Annotated in this window: 21 protein-coding genes, 2 tRNA genes and 1 pseudogene; 8 read left to right on the top strand and 16 right to left on the bottom strand. The window is 65.8% G+C overall.

Going from position 1 to position 19,928, the window contains the following annotated elements; genetic code table 11:
* Positions 1–23: 23 nt before the first annotated feature.
* From mazG to GJ654_RS05335, 4 genes are all read right to left on the bottom strand, one after another.
* Positions 24–845 (bottom strand): nucleoside triphosphate pyrophosphohydrolase, encoded by an 822-nt coding sequence (mazG, locus tag GJ654_RS05350; RefSeq protein WP_155445073.1) that lies wholly within the window; start codon positions 843–845, stop codon positions 24–26.
* A gap of 69 nt (positions 846–914) precedes the next feature.
* On the bottom strand, positions 915–1,589 hold the full coding sequence (locus tag GJ654_RS05345; protein ID WP_155445072.1) for a cold-shock protein: 675 nt from the start codon (positions 1,587–1,589) through the stop codon (positions 915–917).
* Positions 1,590–2,026: 437 nt separating this feature from the next.
* Positions 2,027–2,293 (bottom strand): hypothetical protein, encoded by a 267-nt coding sequence (locus tag GJ654_RS05340; protein WP_155445071.1) that lies wholly within the window; start codon positions 2,291–2,293, stop codon positions 2,027–2,029.
* Positions 2,268–2,549: a hypothetical protein gene (locus GJ654_RS05335; RefSeq protein ID WP_155445070.1), complete on the bottom strand. Its 282-nt coding sequence runs from the start codon at positions 2,547–2,549 to the stop codon at positions 2,268–2,270. The genes GJ654_RS05340 and GJ654_RS05335 overlap by 26 nt, the downstream gene beginning before the upstream one ends.
* 129 nt (positions 2,550–2,678) lie before the next feature.
* Between GJ654_RS05335 and GJ654_RS05330 the strand changes: the two genes are divergently transcribed.
* The 3 genes from GJ654_RS05330 to GJ654_RS05320 are packed head-to-tail and all read left to right on the top strand — an operon-like array spanning position 2,679 to position 5,007.
* The gene (locus tag GJ654_RS05330) at positions 2,679–2,975 is read left to right on the top strand and encodes a PepSY domain-containing protein (protein ID WP_155445069.1); all 297 of its coding nucleotides are present in this window, start codon (positions 2,679–2,681) and stop codon (positions 2,973–2,975) included.
* A gap of 11 nt (positions 2,976–2,986) precedes the next feature.
* Positions 2,987–3,667 carry a response regulator transcription factor gene (locus GJ654_RS05325; RefSeq protein ID WP_155445068.1) on the top strand — a complete coding sequence of 227 codons (681 nt, stop codon included), beginning with the start codon at positions 2,987–2,989 and terminating at the stop codon, positions 3,665–3,667.
* Positions 3,664–5,007 (top strand): ATP-binding protein, encoded by a 1,344-nt coding sequence (locus GJ654_RS05320; RefSeq protein WP_155445067.1) that lies wholly within the window; start codon positions 3,664–3,666, stop codon positions 5,005–5,007. Before GJ654_RS05325 ends, GJ654_RS05320 begins: the two co-directional genes overlap by 4 nt.
* 321 nt (positions 5,008–5,328) lie before the next feature.
* Here the strand turns inward: GJ654_RS05320 and GJ654_RS05315 are convergent, their stop codons facing one another.
* From GJ654_RS05315 to GJ654_RS05290, 6 genes are all read right to left on the bottom strand, one after another.
* Positions 5,329–5,802, bottom strand: a complete 474-nt coding sequence (locus GJ654_RS05315; protein ID WP_155445066.1) for a PadR family transcriptional regulator — start codon at positions 5,800–5,802, stop codon at positions 5,329–5,331.
* Positions 5,803–5,991: 189 nt separating this feature from the next.
* The gene (locus GJ654_RS05310) at positions 5,992–7,485 is read right to left on the bottom strand and encodes an O-antigen ligase family protein (protein WP_155445065.1); all 1,494 of its coding nucleotides are present in this window, start codon (positions 7,483–7,485) and stop codon (positions 5,992–5,994) included.
* On the bottom strand, positions 7,482–8,864 hold the full coding sequence (locus tag GJ654_RS05305; protein WP_155445064.1) for an oligosaccharide flippase family protein: 1,383 nt from the start codon (positions 8,862–8,864) through the stop codon (positions 7,482–7,484). The genes GJ654_RS05310 and GJ654_RS05305 overlap by 4 nt, the downstream gene beginning before the upstream one ends.
* Positions 8,861–10,282, bottom strand: coding sequence for a right-handed parallel beta-helix repeat-containing protein (locus tag GJ654_RS05300; RefSeq protein ID WP_196305440.1), 1,422 nt, complete (start codon positions 10,280–10,282; stop codon positions 8,861–8,863). Before GJ654_RS05300 ends, GJ654_RS05305 begins: the two co-directional genes overlap by 4 nt.
* A complete protein-coding gene (locus tag GJ654_RS21405) occupies positions 10,279–10,809 on the bottom strand; it encodes an acyltransferase (protein WP_319802121.1) in 531 nt (176 codons plus the stop codon). The genes GJ654_RS05300 and GJ654_RS21405 overlap by 4 nt, the downstream gene beginning before the upstream one ends.
* A gap of 15 nt (positions 10,810–10,824) precedes the next feature.
* Positions 10,825–11,529 carry an exopolysaccharide biosynthesis polyprenyl glycosylphosphotransferase gene (locus GJ654_RS05290; RefSeq protein WP_155445276.1) on the bottom strand — a complete coding sequence of 235 codons (705 nt, stop codon included), beginning with the start codon at positions 11,527–11,529 and terminating at the stop codon, positions 10,825–10,827.
* Between the two features lie 161 nt (positions 11,530–11,690).
* Here GJ654_RS05290 and GJ654_RS05285 point away from each other — a divergent pair, with 161 nt between their 5' ends.
* Positions 11,691–12,419, top strand: a complete 729-nt coding sequence (locus GJ654_RS05285) for a CpsD/CapB family tyrosine-protein kinase (RefSeq protein WP_155445062.1) — start codon at positions 11,691–11,693, stop codon at positions 12,417–12,419.
* Between the two features lie 53 nt (positions 12,420–12,472).
* Here GJ654_RS05285 and GJ654_RS05280 read toward each other — a convergent pair whose 3' ends face one another.
* A complete protein-coding gene (locus GJ654_RS05280) occupies positions 12,473–13,003 on the bottom strand; it encodes a gamma carbonic anhydrase family protein (RefSeq protein ID WP_155445061.1) in 531 nt (176 codons plus the stop codon).
* A gap of 70 nt (positions 13,004–13,073) precedes the next feature.
* Between GJ654_RS05280 and GJ654_RS05275 the strand changes: the two genes are divergently transcribed.
* From GJ654_RS05275 to sohB, 3 genes are all read left to right on the top strand, one after another.
* Complete coding sequence (locus GJ654_RS05275) at positions 13,074–13,715, top strand: hypothetical protein (protein WP_155445060.1); 642 nt, start codon at positions 13,074–13,076, stop codon at positions 13,713–13,715.
* 11 nt (positions 13,716–13,726) lie between these two features.
* Positions 13,727–13,891, top strand: coding sequence for a Flp family type IVb pilin (locus GJ654_RS05270; RefSeq protein ID WP_264586134.1), 165 nt, complete (start codon positions 13,727–13,729; stop codon positions 13,889–13,891).
* 104 nt (positions 13,892–13,995) lie between these two features.
* Positions 13,996–15,012, top strand: a complete 1,017-nt coding sequence (sohB, locus tag GJ654_RS05265) for a protease SohB (RefSeq protein WP_155445058.1) — start codon at positions 13,996–13,998, stop codon at positions 15,010–15,012.
* A gap of 470 nt (positions 15,013–15,482) precedes the next feature.
* Here the strand turns inward: sohB and GJ654_RS05260 are convergent.
* The 4 genes and pseudogenes from GJ654_RS05260 to lipB form a co-directional block, all read right to left on the bottom strand.
* Positions 15,483–16,648: pseudogene (locus GJ654_RS05260) on the bottom strand (IS256 family transposase).
* Between the two features lie 499 nt (positions 16,649–17,147).
* Positions 17,148–17,223: transfer RNA gene (locus tag GJ654_RS05255), tRNA-Lys, on the bottom strand.
* Positions 17,224–17,357: 134 nt separating this feature from the next.
* On the bottom strand, positions 17,358–17,699 hold the full coding sequence (locus GJ654_RS05250; RefSeq protein WP_155445057.1) for a hypothetical protein: 342 nt from the start codon (positions 17,697–17,699) through the stop codon (positions 17,358–17,360).
* A 44-nt stretch (positions 17,700–17,743) separates the two neighbouring features.
* Complete coding sequence (gene lipB / locus GJ654_RS05245) at positions 17,744–18,481, bottom strand: lipoyl(octanoyl) transferase LipB (protein ID WP_155445056.1); 738 nt, start codon at positions 18,479–18,481, stop codon at positions 17,744–17,746.
* Between the two features lie 267 nt (positions 18,482–18,748).
* On the opposite strand from lipB, the gene GJ654_RS05240 reads away from it, so the two are divergent.
* Positions 18,749–18,835 (top strand) — tRNA-Leu (locus GJ654_RS05240).
* Positions 18,836–19,072: 237 nt separating this feature from the next.
* On the opposite strand, the gene GJ654_RS05235 is transcribed toward GJ654_RS05240, so the two are convergent.
* Entirely contained in the window at positions 19,073–19,921 is an 849-nt protein-coding gene (locus GJ654_RS05235) for a polysaccharide deacetylase family protein (RefSeq protein ID WP_246664610.1), read from the bottom strand.
* Between the last annotated feature and the right edge of the window lie 7 nt (positions 19,922–19,928).

Here is a 19,928-nt window from a genome sequence, read left to right as displayed (position 1 = left end):
TTTCGGGGTCGGGGCGGCAAGGATTATTCCGTCGCCTTAGCCTCGTTCCAAAGCGCGTCCATCGCCTCCAGATCGACTTCACCAAGCTTCCGCCCCTGCTTTTCGATGGCTTGTTCTATATATCCAAAACGCCGCTCGAATTTTTGGTTGGTGGCGCGCAGGGCGGCGTCGGGATCGGCCCTGAGGTGACGGGCGAGATTCGCCACGGCGAACAGCACGTCGCCGATCTCTTCCGCCACATGGGCCTTGTCGCCGCGGGCAAGCGCCTCCTCGACCTCGTCGCATTCCTCGCGAATCTTCGCCAGCACCAGCCGCGCGTCGTTCCAATCGAAACCGACCTTCGACGCCTTGTCCTGCAATTTGACGGCGCGGGCGAGCGCGGGCAGGACGGCCGGCACATCGGCGAGCAACCCGCTTCGCGCCTGATCGGGCAGGCCGGCGGCGCGACGTCTTTCCGCCTTTTCCGCCTTCTCGCGCGCCTTGATTTCGGCCCAGACCCCTTCCACCGCCTCCGGCGTGCGCGCTTGCGGCGAGCCGAACACATGGGGGTGACGGCGAATCATCTTTTCATTGATCGCCTGCACGACAGCGCCGAAGTCGAACAGGCCGCGCTCCTCGGCCAGCCGGGCCTGGAACACGACCTGCAACAGCAGGTCGCCAAGTTCATCGCAGAGGTCGACAAAATCCTCGCGCGCGATGGCGTCGGCGACTTCGCAGGCCTCCTCGATCGCATAGGGGGCGAGAGAGTGGAAATCCTGCGCGAGGTCCCAGGCGCAGCCGATTTCCGGCGTGCGCAGGCGCGCCATGATTTCGAGCAGGCGGGAGATATCGCGGGTCGGTTCCATGCTGGCCTCAAACGAAAAGAGCAGGGCGGTCGACCGCCCTGCTCTGGGAAAATGTTGGAACCGTCAGGCTCAGGAGAGCGAGATGGCGACCGCTTCGCGGCCCTTCTGCGTGTCCACCACCTTCATGGTGACCGGCTGTCCCTCGGCGAGGCCGGAAATGCCGGCGGATCCGAGGATGGAGATATGGACGAACACGTCCTTGCCGCCATCGCTGGCCTGGACGAAGCCAAAACCCTTGGCGCCGTCGAACCACTTGACCGCGCCCTGGACTTCCACGGCGTTGGACATGTCGGGCTGGCGGCGCGGCGGGCGCGGCGAATCGCCGAAGGACGGACGCTGCGGCGCGCGCTCGGCGGCGCCGGCGGTGTCCACCTCGATCACGCGGGTGACCTGCTGGCCCTTGACGCCATTGGCGACGAGCACCTTGAGCTTTGCGCCCGGGGGGACGTTTTCATATCCGGCCTGCTGCAGCGCGCCGATGTGGAGGAAGGCGTCGCCTGCGCCGTTCGAGAGTTCGACGAAGCCGAAGCCCTTGTCGCCCTTGAACCACTTCACCACGGCGTCGACGGAATTGCCGACGGGGGCGGGCGAAGGCGGAGGAGCGAAATCGCCGAAACCGCCGCCCATGGGCTGACGGTCGAAGGTCTGGCGGGGTTGGCGAAACTGCCGCGGGCTGTCGAATGAGGGCCCATCGTCATCGAAACCGCGCTTCCTGGGGCCCCGGAAATCTTTACCTTTGCTCATGTCCGCTCTATTTAACTCCGCCTCATTTCAAAATGGCGCGGGACGCTCGCCTACGCCTATTGGCCCCGCAGCGCACAGGCCCAGGGAACCGCCAGCAGATGGTTCTGTGATTATTTTCAAGTCCAAAGCCCGCGCGTTCATTATTTAGCAGCAAATGGCCAGTTCTGGCTATGGGTAATTTCGCGGAATCGCACCGTTTCATGGCGAAATTTCGCCCGTTCGGAATTACCGTTACGGAAACCCTGCCAATCCGTGACGCTGCCGTTTTGGCGTCGGAAATAGCAGGAAAAAGCGGCCAAGCCTGTCGGCGCGAGGGATGATTGTGGGACCTCGACCGAAGGCGGTTGCGAGGCCATGAACCGGCTTGATGGCCAAGCGAATGGATTCGGCGCGCGCTTCCGACCCCGACTCCGGGCGACCTGATTCTCGAAAACGACTCACATTCCGAACGGCTGTGCGCGCCAAGCGCCGCCTGCGCGATTTTCCCGAAAGCTCAGCCGCCCTTGCCCTTCAAGGTCATGAACATGGATGGATTTGCCGATGCGGCCGGCGCCGCCGGAGCGCCGGCCGAATTCGCCGAGACGTTGCCGCGGCTTTGGCCGGCGCTGCGAGGCGCGACCGGCGCCGCCCGGAATGACGCGAGCCTTCATGATGAACGTCAGGTCGCCAACGCCCCGTCTACTGGGGCTGGTTTCCGCGTCCACATGCCCCGCCTCCGCAGCCGTATCCATGCCGATAGCCCCAGCCCGTGGCGTTCAGCGCCTCGCGGCAGGAGGTTCCGACCTTGTCCTTGTTCTGCTCGAGGCATTTGCGCACCGCCCGGTTCACATGCGGCAGGCCCTTGCAATAGGTCTCGATGTCGCTGGCGCAGGCGCTGGCGACGGGGCCGCGCTGGGCGAACGCCAGCGGAGGCGATGCGAGAATTGCGGCGGCGATCAGAGCCAGTATCTTGATTTTCATGACACGCTCCTTGTCGAAAACGACTGTCGCGGACCCTGACACAGCGCGCATGACAATTGGCTGACGACCGCCGACAGCGATTTGCAAGCTTGAAACGCGCATGTTGCTCGCAACGCGAAAGGGCGGAGCATGACCAGATCGCTGCTCGTCGTTGTCGCCGCCGGCGCGATCATCGGCGCGTCGCCGGCGCCGGCGGAGCCCGTGTCGCTCGAAAGCGCCCGGGACCTCGTTCGCCGAGGCGACATCCTGCCGCTTCGAGACGCCCTGAGCCGCCTCCGGCCGGTCCCAGACGGGGAAATCGTCGAGGCTTTCCTGGAACGCGAGAAGGATGGATATTTGTACAGGATCAAGGTTCTGGGGAGGGACGGGCGCTATCGTGACCATCGCGCGAATGCGAAGGCCAGCGCCTCCGGCGACGGTCCATGAGGATGGGCGCGATGCGAATCCTGGTGGTCGAAGACGAAAGGAAGGTCGGCGAGGAGTTGCGTCGCGCTCTGGAATCGGCGGGCCATGTGGTGGAGCAGGCCCGCGACGGCGAGACCGCCTGGTTTCTTGGCGACACCGAGGATTTTGACCTCGCGGTGCTCGATCTCGGCCTGCCCAGGCTCGACGGGGTCCAGGTGCTGAAACGCTGGCGCGCCAACGGCCGGACCATGCCCGTTCTCATCCTCACCGCGCGCGACGGCTGGTCGGAGAAGGTCGAATGCATCGACGCCGGCGCTGACGACTATCTGGTCAAACCCTTCCGCATCGAGGAATTCATGGCGCGCGTGCGGGCGCTGCTGCGGCGGGCGACCGGACACGTCAGCGCGAAGCTCTCGCTCGGAGATGTCGTCGTCGACACGCGGATTTCACGCGTGCTGATGGGCGGCATGCCCGTGGATCTTTCGCCGATGGAATATCGGCTTGTCCACTACCTCATGCACCATGTCGGCCGCGCCGCCCCGCAGATCGAACTCACGGAGCACATCTACGCTCAGGATTTCGAACGCAACGCCAACGCCATCGAAGTGCTGGTGGCGCGGATCAGGCGCAAGCTCGGCGACGATTTCATCAAAACCCGACGCGGCTACGGCTATTACGTCGGCGAACTGGACGAGGGCGAGGGCAAGCCATGACGTCGCTGCGTCTGCGTCTCCTCGCCGCGGCCACGCTCGGCATCGCCGCCGCCCTGGCGATCGCCGGCTTCGTCATCGTTTCCGCCTTTGACAGCCATGTGCGCGGGCGCTTCATCAAGGAGCTGGACGACCACCTGCTTCAAGCCGTCTCCCTCCTGACGCCGCAGGCGGAGGGAAAGGCGTCGCTCTCGGGCGAACTCTCCGACCCCCTGTTCCAACGCCCACTGTCGGGCCTCTATTGGCAGGTGTCGGAAAGGGGCGCCATCCTCCTGCGGTCGCGGTCTCTCTGGGACGAGTCCATCCCTTCCGCCCGGGACGAGGTCGGCGTGGGAACGCCCCAGGTGCGCGAATTGCGCGGCCCGAGAAACAAATGGCTCATCGTGGTCGAGCGCACGGTCGTCCTGCCCGGACCCGACGGGGACCGCCGCTTTCAGGTCGCCGTCGCGGGGGAGCAATGCGTCGTCAACGAGGCGCGCAAGGATTTTGTTCGTGTGGTGGCGCCTTCGCTGGCGATATTGGCTGGCCTGCTGATCCTGGCGTCATGGGGGCAAGTGCGCATGGGGCTGGCGCCGCTTGGCGGCTTGCGGCGCCAGCTTGAGGCTTTCCGCGCCGGAGAGAGCGAACGACTGAACGGACCGTTTCCGCGCGAACTCGAGGGTTTGGTGGGCGATCTCAACGCGCTCATGGAAGCGCAGGCGCAGGCGATCGAGCGGTCGCGCGCCAATGCGGCGAAACTGGCGCATGGGCTGAAGACCCCGCTCGCCGTGCTCTCGACGGAGGCCCGCGCCTTGCGCGCGCGCGGCGAGACCGGCGTGGCCGACAGCCTCGATGGCGAAATCGGCCTGATGAACGCGCATGTGACCCGCACGCTCGCTGCTGCACGCGCCGTGGGGCCCAGGAGCCCCGTCGCCTCGCACACGCTGGCGCAGCCGCTGCTGACACGTGTGGTCGGCGTGATGACGCGACTGCCGCGCGGCGACGAACTGAGCTGGGAGGTCGAGGTCGCTCCGGAAAACCTCGAACTGTCGATCGACCAGCGCGACATGGAGGAACTCGCCGGCAACCTGCTGGACAACGCGCGGAAATGGGCGCGCAGCCGCGTCAGGGCGTCGGCCCGGCGCGAGAACGGCAGGATCGTCGTCGCCGTGGACGACGATGGTCCTGGCGTTCCCGACGACCGGATCGATGACGTCATGACCAGGGGCGCGCGTCTGGCCGAGGATGCGCCGGGGACGGGCATAGGCCTGGGGATCGTCACGGACCTGGCCCAGCTTCACCAAGGCCAGTTTGTGATCGGGAAGAGCGAATTCGGAGGCTTGCGCGCCGAAGTCCGGCTGTGACGGCCGGCGGCGTTCCTTGATGTGATGACCTTGGCGTTCGCGGTGGCGACGATGAAAGGGAGCTGGGCTCAGGTGCAAGCAGGAGCAGCGGGACTGGCTGTCCTTTTCACGCTTGGCGCCGCCGCGGAGGCCCGGCGGCCCCTGGCGCGCGGACGAGGGCGACACGCGCGGCTGGATGCTCATGTCGCCCAAGGAGAGGATTGAGCATCAGGCGAAAATCCGGTCGTTCGGCGATTGCGCCGACGCTGGGATGGGCCGGTTGCGGCCTGCTTCTCGCCAGCCTGTCCGGCAACTCGATCCGCTTCACTTCCCGCGGCGGCATCAAGCCTTTCGGATGTCGCCGGCGGCGCGCGCGAGAAGCGCGACCACTTCGGCCTCGGCGTCGGCGTCGCCCTCCAACTTTTTCGCGGCGACGGCGCGCAGATTGACCAGCGCCGCTTCGACCAGGGGCGGCAGGCCAGGGAAGGGGGCTTCGCTCCGCTGCGCTTCCATCATTGCCGCGCGCGCCCCCAGGGCGGAGAGGCGGTCCAGAACGGCCTCGGCGAAGGCGCGGTTTTCATCGAGGAAGACGCCGCCTTCCGGCGTAATCGTGTAAAGTCTCTTCACGCCCTCAGCTTGCGAGGTCACATGGCCGACCTCCTCGAGATAGGTGAGGGTCGGATAAACCACGCCGGGGCTCGGTGCGTAGAGACCGGCGGTTCTCTCTTCGAGCGCCTTGATGATGTCGTAGCCGTGGCGCGGTTGCTGTTCGATCAGCGCCAGTGCGATCAGCTTCAGATCGCCTTGAGCGAGCATGCGTCCGATCCGGAATTCGCCGCCGCCGCCGCCGCCTCGACCGGGGCCGCGTCCACCCCTCCAGCCGAAGCCGCGCCCTTTGCCCCCGCAGCCTGGGCCGCCCGATGCGCAATTCTGTTCCAAAGCCCGCGCTCCTGGTTAGATATAACTTTGGATAGCTCTTTCGATGCAATCGCACAAGATATATCCCTATCGGGCGAGCCGGCGGCTCTTCGCCTCGCGGATGCAGACGAAAGCCAGCGCCAGCAGGATGAACAGCAGAGTTTGATTCTCTTTCTGCGACAGCGCCAGCCGATAGATGCCGTAGGCGATCAGCGAACACCCCAGCGGTCCCGCCAGCGCCGCCCGCGCGTCGCGATCACGCAGATATATCGTAAGACAAGCGCACGCGGCGAGCGCGATGGCGCCGAAATAGCAAAAGGCCCCGGGAAAACCGGTCTCGATCAGAGCCGAAATCAGGTAGGAATCGACGCTGGTCGGCGCCCCGGGCGCGGACCGCCAGTCCAGCACGGTCGCGGCCAACCCCATTCCATGACCAAAGACCGGCTCGTCCAGAACGAACGGCCAGGCCGCCGCCGCCTGTTCGGCGCGCGAGGCGGTGCTGCCGACGGAATCGCCGCCGCCGAACACGATGTTGAACAGGCGTTTCCAGGTGAGAACGACGGCGAGCGCGGCCGCGCCGGTCATGGCGACGGCGATGGACGCGATGGGACCAGCGAGACTTTCGCGCGTGCGCCAGAGGCGGACAGCCCAGCACAGCCCGAGCAGTGGCATGGCGACCAGGAAAGCGACCGAACCGCCGCGCGACCCGCTGACGAACAGGCAGGCCAGCGCGGCGACGATCACCGAAAGCCCGAGCGCCCGGTCGTTGCGCGCGCCTCCGTGCAACAGTAGAAAGAGGCCAAGCGGCGCGCACATGGCCGCGAATTCGCCCAGGGAAAGCGGCGTGTTGTAGATCGACACCGCGCGGAAAAACCCGTTTCGCCAAGGATTGAACTCCATCAGCAGTCTGATGCCGGGATTACTCTCCGTCATGCGGGCGAGCAGCCCTTTCGGCAGGATGTCCAGGGCAAAATTGTGCTCGGCGACAAAGTCGGAGATCCCCAGCGCCGCGACCGGCAGGCACAGCACGCCGATCAGCCGAACCAGCCGGACCCCGGCGGCCTCGTCCGCAACGACAATCAGGCAAGCGAGAAAGGGCAGGCGCCAGGAGAAGGCCGCTTCGGCATAAGCCTGAGCCGAAGCGGCGGGATCGACCGAAAAAACCACGGAGAGCCCGGCCATCAGGTCAAAGCCGATGTTCAGCGCCAGCAGCGCCGGGGCGGCGCTCAGCGCCGAAAGCATTTGCTTGCGAGACCGAGCCGAGGTGGCCAGATGCGGCAGCGCCAGCGCGAGCAGGATCAGCAAGGTCAGCCGGCGCAGCGAAATCCACGGCAGCCCCTGCGTCTGGACCATGTAATAGGTGGGCAGGCAAAGGTGCGCCGCGACCATGCCGACGAAGGCGGCGGCGACGAGGCGCGGCGAAACCAGCTCCTGGTCGGGCAACAGCAACAGGAGCAGTCCGCCCAGGGGGAGTAGCATGGCGACGCTTGCAAGCGGCGAGCCGAGCGCGGCGACCCCGCCCGCCGCCAGCGCATAGGCCAGCAGCCCCAGCAGGGGGAGACGCCCGGCGGCGGCGATCATGGCGCGGCTCCGGCGCGAACGGCGCCGTCGCCCCGCAAAAGGATGCGCGTCAGAGCCGCGGCGGCCAGCGCCGCGCAGACAAGCGCGGTCGGTCCGCCGAACATGGGCAGGCTTGCGACAAGCGTCAGTGCGCAGGCGAAGGCGAGCGCTTTCAAATAATCGGCGGCAGCCGTGCCGAGCATCCGGCGCGTCAGCGAAAAGGTGACGACCAGCGCGATCGCTTCGCCCAGCGCCCGGCCGACCAGCGCCGATCCAACGCTTGGAGTCGCCAGCATCAACCCGGCGGACACAAGCAAAGCCCCCATCGCCGAAAGATTGCCGAGCGCCGCCTCCTTGGTGCGCCGGTCGAGCAACAGCAGGGACGTGAACGGTTCGGCGCGGGCGATGCGGAGCAGGGCGGCGGCGCAAAGCAGGGCGAGACCGAGCGGCGGCAGGACAAAGCGCGGGCCGAACACCAGCGACACCAGAATGTTGGCGCAAGCGAGCGCACCGCAGGCGTAAAAGGCGCCGGCCGCTGGCGCAGCGCGGGCGATGCGGCGGATCGTTTCGGCGCGCTCGGCGCCGGAATTGTAGAGCGTGGCGCCGGCCAGCGCGCCCATCATCCGCTGCGCCAACGTGACCGGAACCAGCACCGCCAGCATGGCGACGACGTAAAGCCCAAGCGCCTCGGGGCCGAGCAGCGCGCCGACCAGCAGCCGATCCCCCTGCGCGGCGACGGCGAGGCCCAATCCGTTCGCCATCAGCGGCGCGCCGAACCGCAGCGCCTTGCGAAACTCCGCGCCGAACGACAGCCGGTACGGGATGGCGGCGAAGGCGTGGCTCGCGATCGTCTGCCCCAGCGCCAGCCCGTACAGCGAGGCGGTCAGGGCATTGTGACCGCCCCCCAGCGCCAGGGTCGCGGCGAGGGCGAGCAGGGAAAACGTTGCGCCGCTGATGGCGACGCGCAATTGCGCGCCGTAATTGGAGTCCCGCTCCGCCACTTTAGGCGCCAGATGCTCGAAACCTCGTATGAACAGCGGCCCGGCAAGCGCGCCGAACGCGCCGACGTCGCCGGAAAGGCCGAACAGCGCTGCGGCGAAGGGCGCGAGCGCCAGCGCCAGCGCCGCCAGCAAAACCCCGCGCAAGGCCAGCAGACCATGGGCCCCGGCCAGTGCGGCGGCGAAATCTTCCCGGCGTTCCGCGTAGACCGAGCGGTGCAGAGCCATGTCAGTGATCTGATCATAGAGGGCGTAGGCCGTCGCCAGAGCCGAGGCGAAGCCGAGTTCGCTCAGGGACAGCGCACGGCTGAGCAGCAGCATCCGCGTGAAGGGCAGGGCGATCTCCAGCGCCGCGCTTCCGGAGAGCGCGGCGCCGTTCCGCCAAGCGCGCGGCGTTCTCATCGCGCATAGGCGCCAAGGTCGGCGCCGGCGCTGCGCTTGCGACCCTCGGCGTCGCTTTCCGGCGCGCCATCGGCCGCGCCGGCGACAGGCGCGACGAGATGCAGGTCGAGCACGCCGGTTTGAGGCGACAAAGCGCGAAACAGCGGCGCGAGCGGCGCGACGCGGTTGCCGCCGCCTTCGACGATCCGCGCCTGCTTTTGCGCGCGGATCGGGAGCGCGGTCAGATTGTGGTCGAGGGTGACGTCGGCGTTCTCGACCACGATGGCGGTGGCGATGTTGTTGCGCACCAGCGCGTCACTGCGCGTGGCGTGGTCGGTCGAATCGTGGATCAGAATCCAGCTGTCCTTTTGACCTGGGCGGGTCGCGACCACGGTATTGTTGAGAACTTTGGCGTTCTTCACGCCGTAGAGCGTGATTCCATGCCAGGTGTTGGTGGCCACGACATTGTTTTGAATGGTGACGTTTTCGAAGCGGCCGGTGAAGATCGAAATGCCCTGCATGTAATTGTCTTCAGACGGATTGAGGTTGGCGATGATGTTGCCGTCGATGAGGATGTCGCGGTGGACGGCGCCGTCGAGCGCCCAGCCTTGCGCCCCGTCGGGATGCAGCTTTTCCGCGGGCGGGTGCCGGCTTGCCGAGACCTGATTGCGCCGGATCGTTACGCCGCTGGCGTGGAAATCCATGGCGTCATTGCCGAAATCGTGGAAAAAATTGTCCTCGACAAGGGAGTCGTCGCCGCCGATGTCGAGCGCGTTGCGCAGATGAAAAAATTCATTGCCGCGCACCAGCGCGCAGCGCGCCCGCGTCACCAGACCATACATTTTCGGCCTGTTCACCCAGTCGTCCTCGCGCCAGTCGGCGACGGTCGCAGCCGTGAAATAACGGTTTTGGACGAAGGCGATGTGGTCGCTGGGGCCGAGCGCGGGAGAGCCGGCCTCGACGATGGCGCCCGCGGGCCCGCTCTCGCCGGATGCGGCCGTAAAGGTCAGCCCGCGCAGCAGCCAGTGCGAGGCGCCGGCGATGAACAGGCCGTGCGCGACAGGCTTGGCCCCCGGCGCCGCTGCGATCGTGATGAAATCTGCATTGGCGTAGCCGATGAGCGTGATGTCGCCGTAGTCGCCATCGGCGAGTTCGATCGCGTCGCCGGCGCGGATCAGGCCGCCCTCCGCCGGTTCGGTGGCAAAACCGCCGTCCGGCTGGCGGCGCAGGCGCGGGGAGGCGATCAGCCCTCGCGCGGGATCGAGGACCTCCGCGAGGCTGCGCCAAGGTTTTCGAAACGATCCGTCGCCCTCGGGCGATCCGCGTGAGGGATCGACATGGAACACCCGTCCGCCAAGATCCTTTGGCGCGTCGCACGCGACGACGACGCCCGGGAGGACGGCGAGCGCCAGAGCCACGAACATAGCCATTCGCTTCATGGCGCCGCCCCAAAATTTTCGCGGGCCAGCGCCTCTTCGTAGGCCTCGGCCAAGATGCCCCATTTGCGCGTGATCACGCCGGAGCGCAGGATGCGCGCGGGATTGCCGGCGAGGACGCTGCCGGCGGGCGCGTCCCGCGTGACCACCGCTCCGGCGCCGACAATGCAATTGTCGCCGATCCGCACCCCTGCCATGACGATGGCGCGCGCGCCGATGAAGCAATTGTCGCCGATATGGGTGTCCGCGTGGAAATGGCGCGAAAGGTCATGAGAGAAGATCACGGCGTCGAAGGCGATCAAGACGCCGTCGCCGATGTGGATGCCGCGCGGGTTGGTCGGATCGAGCCGTGCGCGCAGCGAGATCAGGCAATCGCGTCCGATCTCCATGCCGGCGCGGCGCAGCAGGCCGAGCCGAGCCGCGATCACGATCCGGCGAAACGCCAGCATCAGCCGCTTGAAGGGAGAGGGCGGGGCGCCGTTCCTGCGCGCTGATCTCGGGCCCGCCGCGATTTCTGTGTTCAGGCTCACCGGCCCCGTCCCGTTTCAAATGGCGTTATGGCCCTGGATCACCACCGCCGTCGTGCGCAGCAGGATGGTAATGTCGAGTCCCAGGCTCCAGTTGCGCACGTACCAAAGGTCAAGCTCGACCCTGCGGCGGATCTGGTCCTCGGTTTGCGTCGGCCCGCGCGCGCCATGGACCTGCGCCCAGCCGGTCACACCCGCCGCGACCTGCTGGCGAAGGGCGTAATCCTCGACCTGCGCGGCGAAGTCGCGGTCGTGCTTCAGAGCGTGGGGACGCGGGCCGACCAAGGACATGTCTCCGCGCAGGACATTGAGCAGTTGCGGCAACTCGTCCAGGCTGGTCCGGCGCAGGAACGCGCCGACGCGGGTGATGCGGCGATCTCCGGGACGGGCCTGTTCGACCTCCACCCCGTCCTCGGTCCGATACATCGTGCGGAACTTGAACATGCGGAAGGGACGGCCGCGCCGCCCGCCGCGCGTCTGCCGGAACAGCGGGGGGCCAGGACTGTCCAGTCGGATCGCCAATGCGATCGCCGCCATCAGCGGAGCGAGCGTCACAAGAGCCGCGCCGGCCACGAGAATGTCGAAGGTTCTCTTGGCCGCGCGCGCCTCGCGGCTGAGCGCTTCCGCCTCTCCTTGAGGCTCGCGGCGGGCCCGTGCGGGTTCCGCGTCCCCCAGCACGTCGAACGATTCTTCATCGTATGCGCTTGCGGCGGTCCCGGACATGTTTTCCACGGCTGGCTCCCGGCGTCCTCGGGTTGTTGGGCATGCTCAGGTTGTTAAGATTAAATTAATTCAACCTTCCGTTGCGGATTGTCGCAATTGTTCCATTCTGGAGCAGGGTGAGCCGATAAATTCATCTTGCCGTTGCGTCGAAGGGGCCGGAGATGACCGAAGTTCTCGATTTGGGGCCGCGCGCCAGAGCGCGTCCCGGCATCAGGAAGGCGTCTGTCGACGCCCGCCGCGTTCGCGCGGAGGACAACCGCCTGTCGCCTCTGCTCGGCGTCGCGCGCGCGCCAGCGGGGGAAGCCGCCGAATCGATTCGCTCCATTCGCGCGTCGCTGATGGCCGCCGGTTTCGCGCGCGGCGGGAGTTTCGCGCTGGTCGCGGCGCGGAACGGGCAGGGGGCGAGCGTGCTGGCGGGCAATCTTGCCCTCGCCTTTGCGCAGCTGGAACTGAAGACGCTGCTGGTCGACGCCAATCTGCGCCGCCCCGGCCTTGCTCACCTGTTTGGCCTGCCGACGCGGCCGGGCGGGCTGGCCGAATCGCTGACGCGCGGACAGGGCGACGCGCCCATCGTCCGAGAGGTCGCCCCGCATCTCGCGATCGCGCCCGCCGGCGCGGCGCCGTCCAATCCCCAGGATCTCGTCGCATCCAAAATGTTTGTGCGCCTGGCGGCGAAATGGGCGCGGGACTTCGATCTTGTGATCTATGACGCGCCCGCGGCGCTCGACAGCGCGGACGCCGCGGTGATCGCGGCCCGCGCGGGTTCGGCGGTGATCGCGGCGCGTCTCGACGAAGCGCGCTTCGACGACGTGCGCCGCGTCAGCGCGGGCTTGCGCGCCCATGGCTGCGCCATCGCCGGCGTGGTCGGCGTGCGCTGGGCGCGGGCCTGAGTTCGTTCGCTCTCCCACCACGAACTCAGGCCCGGCCCCGCCTCTGCTTCGCCTCAATCGATCCGCTTGAGGCCGGACAGATAGCGGTGAGCGTTTTCGACATAGTGGCGGGCGCTGCCGAGCAACCCCTCCGCCGACGACGGATCGAGCGTCTTCCTCAGCTTGGCCGGCGCGCCGACGATCAAGGAATAGTCGGGGAACTCAGCGCCCTCGGTGACGAGCGCGTTGGCGCCGACGATGCAGAACTTGCCGATTTTCGCATTGTTCATGATCGTCGCGCCCATGCCGATCAGACTGCCTTCGCCGATTGTGCAGCCGTGCAGGATCACGCAATGGCCGACGGTGACGTCGGCGCCGATGGTCAGAGGACAGCCCATGTCGGTGTGCAGGACGGAGCCGTCCTGGATATTCGTGCGCGCGCCGACCTCGATCCATTCGTTGTCGCCGCGCAGCGTCGCGCCGAACCAGACATTGGCGTCCTCGCGCAGCCGCACCCGGCCGATCAGATTGGCGTCGGGCGCGACGAAATATTTTCCGTGTTCGGGCAGCTCCGGCGACACGCCGTCGAGCGAATAGAGACTCATGCTTTTCTCCCTTGCGGACGCCACAATAATCGGCTCAAAGCCATTCCGCCATTTCGTCCTTTCGGGTCCCATGCGCCGCCTGCTTCTCCTTCTCGGCTTCGCTCCCATCCTGCTGGTGCTTGGCGGGGCCGCGGCATGGCGGTTCTGGCCGTCGCCGCAGCCGCCGCAAACCGTCGAAGTCGCCATCGGGTCGAAGCGGCTGCATTTCACCTCGGCCTATCTGCGCGAGGGGCCGCTGGAAGCCAATCGTGTGGATCTGGTGGTGCTCGCGCCCGATTTCGCGCCGGCGGCCGCCGAGCCGCGCCGACTTCCGGGCGCCGGCGAAAACGAAAAGGCCGGGGCCGCCCAGATTTTCATCACCTTGACCCCTGACGCAGGCGGATCGAACCGAACCGCGCCGGCCGACCAGCGCGCTCCCTATCTGGCGCCCGAGGTTCTGGTCAGCGACGGCGGGCTGCTGATGCGCCGCTTCGACGACAAGTCGCCGTTCGCGGGTGAAGATTTTTATTACGCCGCCCCTGACGGACAGGATTTCGCAGCCCGCTGCCAGCGCCCGAAGATCCCGGCCGACGGGCTGCCTGAAGTCTGTCTCGCCCATTTCGCGGTTGAAGGGCTCGATGTCGCGCTGCGATTTGATCCGCGCTGGCTGCCACACTGGGCCAGCCTGCGCGCCAATGCGCTGCTGCTGACCCGCGGCGCGCTGGCGCCGTGAGATCGACGTGAATAGACAATCTCAAGTCAAGCGAATCTCAGCACAGCTCGCTTGACTTCCTCCAGGCGCGCGCAGGCATGACCGCGATCGAATACGCGCAAATCGCCGCCTTACTCTCGGTGGCGGCGATCGCCAGCGTCCACACGCTCGGCTCGAAGGTTAACTCCCATTTCTAGTTCATCAGCAACGCCATCAATTGACGCCTTGCCTCATCGCGTGACTCCCTCACTTGCGTTGCGCCCGCAGGCGTGAAAAGACGCGGGCGGAGGAATGTCTCAGCATGGGATTCTGGTTGGATATCGCCGCCTTCGCTCTGAAGGCCACGCTCATCGTGGTGGCGGTCGGCGCCCTGGCGGCGCTCATGGCGCGCCTCACCCGTCGCGACAGCGGCAGTGCGCGCGAAATCGAGGTGCGCTCGCTCAATGAGCGCTACGAACAGATGCGCGACGAACTCGACGCAGAAATCCTCGACAAGAAACAGCGCCGGGCGCTCGCCAAGGCGCGCAAACGTGAGGCCAAGGCGCGGACGGGCGGCGAACCCGGCAAACGCATCTTCGTCCTCGGCTTCAAGGGCGATGTCATGGCGTCGACCGTCAAGAACCTGGCGCGCGAGATCGACGCCGTGCTTACCGTCGCTCGTCCGGAGCAGGACGAGGTGGTGTTGCGGCTTCACAGCCCCGGAGGCACGGTCACCGGCTACGGACTCGGGGCGGCTGAACTCTCGCGGCTTCTCGATCGCAAGATCAAGGTCACGGTTTCCGTCGACCAGGTGGCGGCGAGCGGCGGCTACATGATGGCTTGCGCGGGCGACGCCATCGTCGCCGCGCCTTTCGCCCTCATCGGCTCGATCGGCGTCGTGGCGCAGGTCCCCAATCTCCACCGGCTGCTCAAGAAAAACGACATCGATTACGAGGAATTGACGGCCGGCGAATTCAAGCGCTCCGTTTCGATGCTCGGCGAGATCACGCCGGCCGGCCGCGAGCATTTTCTCGGCAAGATCGAAGACACCCATGCGGTCTTCAAGACCTTTGTCGCCGAGCGCCGCACGGGCGTCGACCTCGCCAAGGTCGCAAACGGCGACGTCTGGCTCGCGACCGAGGCGCTCGGCTTGGGTCTTGTCGACGCCTTGTCGACGAGCGACGAACTTCTGTTCCGCTTGAAGGACGAGGCCCGTTTGTTTGAGGTCAAGACCGCAGCGCGCAGAACTCTCTTGCAACAAGTGCTCGGCCGCTTGGGGTTCGAGGGCGCATCGGCGTTTGGCCCGCTCGGGGCGATCAGAGCAAGTTCGTTGATCTGAGGAACGCGGACCAATAGCGTTGCCGCTGTGAATCCCATGATCGCCCAGAGTTGGCGCTCGAGGCGCCGGGGTGATTTCGAGGAGCGGCGAAGCGCGGCGTTGAAGCCGAGGGTAGGGGAGCTTCAACCAGCGTCGCTGCGTCCCTGCCCCGCGTCGTTCGAGAAGCGTGTGACCGGCAAGAGTTGCGAATGAACACACTCGCCGTCAGCTCCGGGGACGGTTGTGCAAAATTGGTGCGTTTTGTCTCCGGATGCGTACGCGGTAAGGGCCGCGGAAGCGGCGTTTGCACAATTTAAGGCCAAAGGGATGGCGGTCACTTCAATGACGCGCATGGTGAACTTGTGGATGATGTGAGCATGCCGCCGAATGCTCTCGCGCCTTTACCGTGACGTGCGCAACTGCGATTACGCTGGAAACGGCAACTTGAAGAGTTCCATAATGTTGATTATGCGAATCCAAGATCGCGTCCGTCAAGGTGGTGGAAATTGTGGGGCGATCGTAGCGCCTCTACTTCGGGCTGCGATTTTTGGCGGCGCGGCGGCTTCGTCGGCAAGACCGGCCATCGTCTCCAAGCTCATGTAGCGGTGCTGTAATTGCCATTCGTCGTTCTGTTCGAGCAGGATGGCGCCGACGAGCCGCCTGATCGAAACTTCGTTGGGGAAAATGCCGACCACGTCGGCGCGCCGTTTCACCTCCTTGTTGAGACGCTCGATTGGATTTGTGGAGTGCAACTTGGCCCAATGCTCCTTGGGAAAGGCCATGTAGGCCAGCACTTCGGCCTCAGCGGCGTCCAGCACGTCGGCCAGCCTCGCAAATCGCGCCCTCAATTGGTCGGCGACCTGGCGCCAGGTCCGCGATGCGGCGGCTTGGTCCTCCTGGGCGAAGGCCGAGCGGATTGCCGCCGACACCATGGCGTGATGCGTTTTGTGGACATGGGCGAGCGCATTGCGCATGACCCGAAGGGGCCGCGAAGTGAAACGAAGCGAATTGGACCCGGCATCTCTGCCAACTCGCCTTGAAGACCTGGGCGATCGCCGCCTTCAGACCTTCGTGCGCGTCGGAGATGACGAGCTTGACGCCCTTGAGGCCGCGGCTTTCCAGAGAACGAAGGAAGCCGAGCCAGGACACCGCCGCCTCGGACGGTCCCAGCCCGAGCCCAATGATCTCACGCCGCCCTTCGCCGTTTACCGCCGTGGCGATTATTGCGGCGACCGAGACGATCCGTCCGTTCTCGTGCGCTTTCAGATAGGTCGCGTCGAGCCAGAGATACGGCCACTCGCCTTCGAGCTTGCGGTCGAGGAACGAGTTCACCCGCGCGTCGATGTCCTCGCAGAGCTTCGAGACTTGGCTTTTCGAGATGCCGGACATGCCCATCGCCTGCACGAGATCGTCGACCTTGCGCGTCGAAACGCCCTGGATATAGGCTTCCTGGATGACGGCGGTCAGCGCCTTCTCGGCCATCCGGCGCGCTTTGGGCGAGACGCTCGGCGCTCTTCTCGCCATAGTCGGCGCCGGTCAGCCCGGCGACCTCCATCTCCATCAGCCGCTTGGCGGCAAAGCCGATCATCTCCCGCAGGATATCGGCGTCGGGGACCTTTTCCACGAGCGCGCGAAGGTTCATCATCTCATCGGTCATCGATGGTTCCTCGGTTGCGTTGGTGTGTCGCAACCTGAACTTAACCGGAGAATCGCCGGTGGCCGCCGAAAGCCGCTCGCTCGCTACGGCGCTATGGGGAGCGCGCTTCGCAAGCGGCTTGCTCCCGTCGTCCTACACCACGGCCTGGGACACGATCCACCCGCTCATTCTCAATCCCCCCTCTCCCCCCGGGGCGGCGGGGCCTAGGAGTTCCTTCCGAGCAATCCGGACGGGGCGGATTGGCGGGGCGGGGCAGCCGCTGGCGTCGCATTCGTTGGGCGGCAGCGTGTGGGAAAGCTGAACGACGTCAGCGCCGAATTACGCCTCGAGATTAGGCGACAGGAGATATGGCAGGTGTGACGCGCCAGGCTCATGACATGCGAGCGCATTGAAGCAGCGAACCAGCGCGATTTTTGCGACGGTGCTCCCAGGGTGCTTCCATTTTCGGAATTGATGGAAGCAACGACGAGCGAAATTCTCGCTAAGTCCCTGATTTCGATGGTGGGCGCACAAGGGCTCGAACCTTGGACCCGCTGATTAAGAGTCAGCTGCTCTACCAACTGAGCTATGCGCCCATCGAAATTTGTCGCAGAACATTGTTTCTGAGACGAAAATTCAGCGGCCAGTTGTGCTCGCCGCCGAACGAGTGGGGATGTAGCAAAGCCTTTCCGCCCTGTCCAGCCCCCGAAACCGCTTTTTGCACTTTTTGCTAAAACACGTCTTCTCCCAGCGCCGTGATCACCTCGTTCGAGGGCAGGCCGTTCACCGCATAGCCCATGGTGCGGTTGTATTGCAGCGCCGCCGTCTGGCCGTTGAGCGCCGCCAAGCGGTCGCCGCCCCGCGGGCATTGAAAGGTGAGGGTGCGACCGCGATGGGCGCGGTACCAGGCCTGAAGCCGCTGCTCCAGTCGAGCAGGTTCGGCGCCGCTGGTGAAAATGTCGGATATCACCGACTCATGGCTCGCGGGCGCCACGCCGACGCAGAACCGCCATTCCTGCGCCGTGGCGGGAGTGGCCAACAGAATCGCGAAAAGGGCGGCGCGGCGGATCATCGATCAAGTCCTGCGGAAGCTCGGCAAAACTTGCGTGCGAATGGTTAAGAATCGGCGCCCGACGCCGACCGGGTCGCGCCGAAAATCGGCTCAAACGCTTGACGTAGCGCCATATCGACCTCCGGCATGGTCACGGGCAGGCCGAGATCGACCAGGCTGGTCACGCCCAGATGGCTTTCGAAAATGCCGCAGGGAACGATGCCGGCGAAATGACGCAAGTCCGGCTCGACGTTGATCGATATGCCGTGGAACGACACCCAACGGCGCAGCCGCACGCCGATCGCCGCGATCTTGTCCTCCGCCGGTTCGCCGTTCGGACCCGGCGGCTTGTCCGGGCGCGCCGTCCACACGCCGACGCGGTCCTCGCGCGTAAAACCCTTGATGTTGAACAGGGCGAGCGCGGCGATCAGCCAGGCCTCCAATGCGCCGACAAAGGCGCGCACGTCGCGGCGGCGGCGCGACAGGTCGAGAAGGACGTAAGCCACCCGCTGGCCCGGCCCGTGATAGGTGTACTGGCCGCCCCGCCCCGCGTCGAACACCGGGAGGTCTTTGGTGAGCAGATCTTGCGGCTTGGCGGAGGTTCCCGCCGTGTAAAGCGGCGGGTGCTCCACCAGCCAGACCTTTTCCGATTCGCTTCCGTCGGCGATTCGTCCGGCCCAGTCCTCCATGCGCTTGCAGGCCAAGGCGTAGTCGGTCAGCCCCTCCGCCACGATCCAGTCAACCGGTGGCGAAGCGGGGGTCGGCAGAAAATTTTTCGAAAGGGTTTCGCGAGATTCGGACATCGGGGCCGCGTTTCGGCTGGAGTGGAAGGCTCGGGCGATTCCGAAAATTTTCAGAGGACTCTGAAGCCAACGCCCCTGCCCCTCACCCCAACCCTCTCCCCGCACGCGGGCAGAGGGAGAGGGTCGCGGCCTTCTTGCCTGAAATCGCGTCTTTCGGTCCAGAACAATCGCCTCGATGAAATTTTCGCTCAGGAACGCTTGCCAGCGCGGAACCGATTTGTTAGACGACCGCTACCGATTGCGTCGCTCCTGCAACGCAATGATTTCGCGGCCATGGCGGAATTGGTAGACGCGCTAGCTTGAGGTGCTAGTCCTTTAACCGGGGTGGAGGTTCGAGTCCTCTTGGCCGCACCAATCGACAAGACGATTGGAAAAACTCGCGTCGCCAAACGCGAGTCTGTCATCTTGAATGAAGCCCTGCGGACGCCGCGCGGACAGCCTGTGGACGGTGTGATGTTGTCCCCCGAACTTAAGGTGATGACGCTCGTGTGAGTCGTCTCATCACCCGCCTGGATGCGAGCGCGGCGAAAATCTCCATGACCATGGCGCTGACGTCGGTATGACCTCCTTTCGAGCAGCCGCCCTGGAGGGTCAATTCGTCGACTGCTGCGGCCGCGGCGTCGGACGCGCGAGTTCGCCAAACATTTTTCTGTAAAAAGCTTCGGTCTCGGAGGTCCAGCCGTCCGGCGCGGCGCGCAACTCGGGGGCGTCCGGGCCGGGGACGAGGTGGACGAGCTTAAAACCTTCCGCATGTAACGTGCGCAGCAGCGACGGAATCATGTCGGCGGTTTGCCGGTGAATGTCGTGCAGCAGGATCATGCCCCTACCCGCCTTGCGCAGCCGCGTCATCAGCAGGTTCAGCTCGCGCTCCGACGTCATCGGGTTCCAGTCGGAGGCCCACAGGTCGGTTCCGAACACCGGCATTTTTCGCATCGCCGCCGCCTCCAGCAGCGCTGGCGAATCGCCGAAACCGGGGAAGCGAAAAAAGTGCGAGGCCGTGCCGCCGGAGGCCGCCGCCACGGCCTTGTCGCCGCGCTCGATCTCCGCGATCCCGTCGGCGAGGTCCAGCGCGCGCAGGCTTTTCGACGGATGCGACCAGGAATGGCTGCCCACCGTGTGCCCTTCCGCGATCTCGCGCCGCACCAGCTCCGGCATGGCCTGCGCATTGCGGCCGATGAGGAAGAAGGTGGCCTTGGCGCATTGGGCGGCGAGCGCGTCCAACACCTTTCGCGTCGCCGGCGAGGGACCGTCGTCAAAGGTCAGCACAACCTCATGGTCGGCAAGGGAGAGCGTTCGCGGGTAGGTTTTGAGGCCGATCTGCGGCGCGCCGCCGACCGCGATCTCGCGCGAGACCCCGAGCGCGTCCGGACCGCAGGCTTGGGCGGGCGCCGGCATGCTCGCCAGCAACAGGCCGAAGATTAACCATTTGTTGACCGTCATAGATGAA

This window comes from Rhodoblastus acidophilus, assembly GCF_009720655.1.
GTDB classification, from domain to species: domain Bacteria; phylum Pseudomonadota; class Alphaproteobacteria; order Rhizobiales; family Beijerinckiaceae; genus Rhodoblastus; species Rhodoblastus acidophilus_A.
This window is presented reverse-complemented; position numbering and strand designations above follow the sequence as displayed.